A 5,164-nucleotide genomic window follows, 5' to 3' on the forward strand; every position below is an offset into this window, starting at 1 on the left:
CGAATTGCCGTAACTCGCTATGGCTCGCTACGGCCTACATGCTGGCGAATAGGAAAATGTGCCGTTGCCACAATGCTTTACAGCGCTGCAGTTTGTGTTGTCTGCCATGGTGCAGCTTGCCCAATTTGCTGCGTTGCAATGATTTTCATCAGGCCAAGCATCGCCCCGCGCGTCGTGCGGCACCACAGCGCGCGGGGCGATGCCCATCGCGGTTAAACGAGCTAAGGAACGAGCGGGGAATAAGTGTCGTATTAGTTACTGCCGCGTTGGTGTCGTTAGTCATCGCGAGGGAAGTCGAACAAATCAATGCAAATTGTCGTTGATCGATCCGCGATCATAACGTTCGTGAATAGTCCTGGAGGGACGGAAGCTCTCTGCCGGGGATGTAATCCCCGGATGGCATCGTTATATCTCAGTTCTTCTCTGTAACCGAGCCAGAGAATTGATGTGGGGCAGCCATCCGGGTGCTTGCGCACCCGGCAAGGTGCTGCCGGCCCTCCGGGCCTAACGCGCCATAACTGATGCGCGTCCCGAGCGAAAGGCGACCATAAAAAGTCGTACGTTCCTAATCCGTGTTTTACTGGACCAAAACTCTTCATGGCGTGGGCATCGCCTGGCCTAATAAAAATGTGTCGCTGTCAACTTGTTACGACCCTTGAAAGTAGGCCGTAGCGAGCTATAGCGAGTTACGGCGGTGCGCAAAATGCCGTAACTCGCTATGGCTCGCTACGGCCTACATGCTGGCGAATAGGAAAATGTGCCGTTGCCACAATGCTTTACAGCGCTGCAGTTTGTGTTGTCTGCCATGGTGCAGCTTCCCCAATTTGCTGCGTTGCAATGATTTTCATCAGGCCAGGCTCGGTCTCTCTAAAAAACTTGGCAAAGCAATGTCGGGGCAAAACGACATTGCTCTGCATGCGTGGTAGGAAGCGGCATGGTTACCGCGCACCATCGTTTTGCCCCCTCATCGTTTTGCCAAAAAAGTCGCAGTAGGTATCGGTTCCTACTAGCTGTCCCCGACTGAACCCTGGCGGGCCCAGCTACGAAAGACTTCGCCAAATACGGAACTTGTTTCACGACAAATCCTAAGCAGCTCGATTCTGGCGTTTGACTTGCTTACGAAGCCGGCGACGTTCGGTCTTGCTGAGCGAATCCCAGTCGATCGTATCGGGGTCGATGTGATCTTCTGAGGACGCACCGGAAGAACTCGGTTGCGGCGTGCTGTTTTGCGAACTAGCAGATTCGTTCGAAGATTCATCAACTGCGGATTCAGCGGCAATTGTTTCCTCCTCTTCTGCTTCCTCCGAAGGCTTACGCTTCGAAAACCCGCCCAATCCGAAGCGACGTTTTTTCGGTTCTTCGGCCGGCGGCGATTCCTCGTCGGATTCTTCTACCGCCGCTGGCTCGCTTGGCTTGGTTTTTTGCTGGCGTTCAACCTTTGGTTGCTCCGCAGCGGACTCATCGACCTCTGAGTCTTCGCTTTGTTTTTTCCTGCGATGCCACCATCGCGTTTTGGGCTCTGCCGGGGCCGCGGGTTCTTCTTTTTCAGCGACGGCTGGTTTGGCTGCTTTCTTTGGTTTGGCTTCTTCTTCATCCGCAACCGGATCTTCCAAGTCACTTCGAGCGGCAAAGAGTTTCAGGTTGCTTAATTGTTCGCGGAGCGATGGACCGGATTCTATTTCGCAGACTTCGCGGTACAAAAGCCGCAAATAGGCAGCCAAGCTTAAAAATAACGCGGTGCAACCAATCAGTGGTGCCGAAGTAATCGCCGACCATTTGATCGGCGAATCGATGACGAACAAGTTCCATCCAGCGGCTTCTGGAAAAACAAAAGCGGCGACGGCGACCAGTAACGCGACCAACGAAAAACGCGAACGATAAGTCTCGGCAATCAATCGCAGAACCAAAACCATCCCGCCCATCGAAATCAGCAGCCGCACCCAATCGGCACCGGCCAGTGCGGCACGTTGCCCAAGCGCCGCATCGATCAAACTGCCTGTCCACTGAACCAGCGAAACAGCGACACCGACGCTGGCAAACGCAAGCACCAACAACATCGTCCGCCACAGCCGATATTGGCCTCGATAATCGTCCAAGCGATAGCGACGAAGTTGATAAGTCAGAAACGCTGCGCCCGATGATGCGGCCAGCAACATGCTGAGGTACCAACGACCAAAACTGTCCGCACGATCCAAACGCAGCGGACGTGAAACGTCGGGTGCATAAGCGAGTCGTGGCCAGGTGACGGAAAGATAATGCAACAAGACAAGCAGGACCGTCAGTCCCATGATCGCCGAAGCGACCGAGATGAAAGTACGCCTGCCAATCGGAACGACTGAAAACCAACGAGACTGCAACCGACGTTGGACTCGTTCACCGTAAATCGCCGTCGGTCGCCGGGCTTCGCGCAAACGTTCAACCTCACGTCGGCTGGCGGCCGTCGATGAACCTGAATCGTCATGGTGAGCCGCATAAAGAACGCGACGCCGCCGATCATTCGTGCTGCGAGTGGAAGACATGCCGTTAGCGATAGGAAAAACTGGCAGCCCACGTCAATCCACGACTTTGCTAGCCTTCGACCCCACGCCCCCACGCCCCCTTGGTGCAGGCAAGCGAGCCGGCTGACGTTTTGTAGGCCTTAGCGAGTGGAGCGAATTACGGCATTTTGCATCCCAGCCGTAGCTCGCTCCACTCGCTACGGCCTACGTGTGCTATCGCCAGCGGAATAAGTTCCCTGCTTTAGAAAAGGACGGCGACCAGTGCGACCACGACGATTGCCAGGCCGGCGGATACTTTTCCCAACGTCCCGAACGTCCGGCCCCAGAACGCGGCGTGGCCGATCGACCAGCTTTCTCGCCAATTTCGGCCGTCGGACCATTCACCGTAGATTGCACCCGCAGTCGCTCCCAAGCCGCCAAACAGAATCGCGGCTAGGACCGGGCCCACGATCGGGACCGGGATTCCGATGAACGCGCCAGCGATCGCGCCCACCATCGAACCGGCCATGGCAAGCAGCGTGGAACGCCGGGACGCGCCAGCTTTTTTGGCCCCGACCGCACTGGCGGCGAATTCCAACACCTCGCCAAGCATCGCAAATCCGAACGCGATGGCTGGCACGGCGAATCCAATTTCGGCACGTCCGTCGCTTGGCCCCAGGCATGCATAGGCCGCTAACAAGGCGACCGCGATCCAATTTCCCGGCAAAGCGATCAGGTTCAGGGCCCATCCGACCAGACACAACGCGACAATGCCGACTGACATCGTCACGTCGCCGGCGGTGGACAACCAAGAAAACCAATCAGTCCAAGCTGCGAAAAACAATGAAAAACCAGGGTTTGCGATGAATTCAGTTGTCTGGGAGCTGAAAGCTCAGCGAACCTGCCGTTATCTGGGCGGTGTCAGGACGGGGCAGAATCGGGCACGCGAAATTTTAACAATCGCAAGCCCGCGTGGCTGCCCTCTCGCCCTAGCTTTTGTGGGTAGAATGTTCAGGGCGGAGAACATGCGATCGATCTTGAATAGAAACCTATCAACCGAAAAGACGAAGGGATCAAGAGAACAATGTCAAAGAGTGTTTCAAGCTCAAAAGGTAATTCAAGCAACACGAGTGCTTCGAATTCGAGTGCTGAAGGTGTGCCGGGCGAGTCGAAAACCAGTGTCCTGGATGCCAACGTCCTGGTGCTGAATCGTTTCTACATGGCTATTCGAGTCATCAGCGTTCGACGTTCATTAACGCTGTTGTATCGACAATGCGCTGAAGTGATCGGAAACGAAGACGGCACGTTCATCAGCTATGACTTTGACAGTTGGTGTGAACTGAGCCAATTGACTTCGTTGGAAAAGCAGCCCGGTGAAGAGTACATCCAAGCGGTGGATTTTGAACTGCAAGCTCCGCGGATTGTTCGCTTGACGCGGTTTGATCGCATGCCTGCACAAAGCTTACGTTTCAACCGAAAGAACTTGTTCGCCCGCGACGACCACACTTGCCAGTATTGTGGCAAGACGGAACCGACCAACAAGCTAAGCCTCGATCACGTGATTCCTCGTTCGCACGGCGGTCCGACGACCTGGGAAAACATTGTTTGCTGCTGCTTAAAATGCAACAGCCGCAAGGGTGGTCGCACGCCCAAACAGGCGCACATGGGTCTGTTGAACGATCCAGTCAAACCGCGTTTCAACCCGGTCATGATCGCGTCCGCCGATGACCCTCGCTACGAATGTTGGAAAACGTTCCTGCCAGCGGCAGGGTAGAAAAAGCTGTTAGCGATTAGCTTTTAGCCGTTAGCTTTGAGCTTTGAGCTTTGAGCTTTGAGAATTCGGCGGACAGAACAAATAAAAGGTCGCTTGAGAGATACCTCTCAAGCGACCTTTTTTTGCGTTCCCATATTCGGTAGCTAACGGCTAAAAGCTAATCGCTAACAGCTAACAGCTAATCGCAAATCGCCTACTCATCACAGAGCGGTTCTTTCTTTTCCGTGATGACTTCGCATTCGCCGGATTCGGATTTGGTCGCGTTCAGTTCCATGTAGCTCTTCCATTCTTCGGGAAGATTATCTTCGTGGAAAATCGCTTCGACGGGGCATTCGGGCACGCATGCTTCGCAATCGATGCACTCTTCGGGGTGGATGTAAAGCATCTGATCCCCTTCGTAGAAACACTCGACGGGGCAGACGACAACACAGTCGGTGTACTTGCAACCCGAGCAGGGTTCGGCGACGACGTGAGTCATGATGGAGACCTTTCTGGAAAACTTATCAGTTCAGTTGTGAAACTTGTGTTCAGTTGTGCGAAGCTATGACTTCCCTGCTTCAGTTTATCGACCTGTCCATCGGTCGGCTGCACCCAATTTTGGAGCGTGTCTTATTGATTCTAATGCCGCAGCCCCGTTATTCGGGACAATTTCTCGCTGGCCTGCACCCAACGCCGTAAAGGGTTTTGGTCCCGGAAAACACGTGTTAGTTCGTTTAGCCGCGTGGGCATCGCCCCGCGCGTCGTGCCGCCCCGCTCGTTTGGTTCCGCGTGGACGCGCGGGGCGATGCCTGGGCCGCTAAATCTTTGGTATTGACATGGTTTTCTTTGGGGGACAGATTTGTTCCCGGTTTCGGCTTGATGAACGATCGTATTTTGATGGAGTAACGCGATGACCAAGAAGCTTGATGAGTAC

The 5,164-nt window shown here is 54.5% G+C and carries 4 protein-coding genes; 1 reads left to right on the top strand and 3 read right to left on the bottom strand.

From position 1 onward, the window contains the following. Window positions 1–1,085: 1,085 nt before the first annotated feature. Together RC85_RS24745 and RC85_RS24750 are read right to left on the bottom strand one after the other, a co-directional pair. Window positions 1,086–2,519, bottom strand: coding sequence for a hypothetical protein (locus RC85_RS24745; protein WP_068267455.1), 1,434 nt, complete (start codon window positions 2,517–2,519; stop codon window positions 1,086–1,088). A gap of 220 nt (window positions 2,520–2,739) precedes the next feature. Next, on the bottom strand, window positions 2,740–3,321 hold the full coding sequence (locus RC85_RS24750; protein WP_238383218.1) for a DUF456 family protein: 582 nt from the start codon (window positions 3,319–3,321) through the stop codon (window positions 2,740–2,742). Between the two features lie 375 nt (window positions 3,322–3,696). Between RC85_RS24750 and RC85_RS24755 the strand changes: the two genes are divergently transcribed. Continuing rightward, complete coding sequence (locus tag RC85_RS24755; RefSeq protein ID WP_068267461.1) at window positions 3,697–4,251, top strand: HNH endonuclease; 555 nt, start codon at window positions 3,697–3,699, stop codon at window positions 4,249–4,251. Window positions 4,252–4,444: 193 nt separating this feature from the next. Here the strand turns inward: RC85_RS24755 and RC85_RS24760 are convergent, their stop codons facing one another. After that, a complete protein-coding gene (locus tag RC85_RS24760; RefSeq protein WP_068267458.1) occupies window positions 4,445–4,729 on the bottom strand; it encodes a 4Fe-4S dicluster domain-containing protein in 285 nt (94 codons plus the stop codon). Window positions 4,730–5,164 lie beyond the last annotated feature (435 nt).

It is taken from the genome of Rubripirellula obstinata (genome assembly GCF_001642955.1).
In the GTDB taxonomy this organism is placed as follows: Bacteria; Planctomycetota; Planctomycetia; order Pirellulales; family Pirellulaceae; genus Rubripirellula; species Rubripirellula obstinata.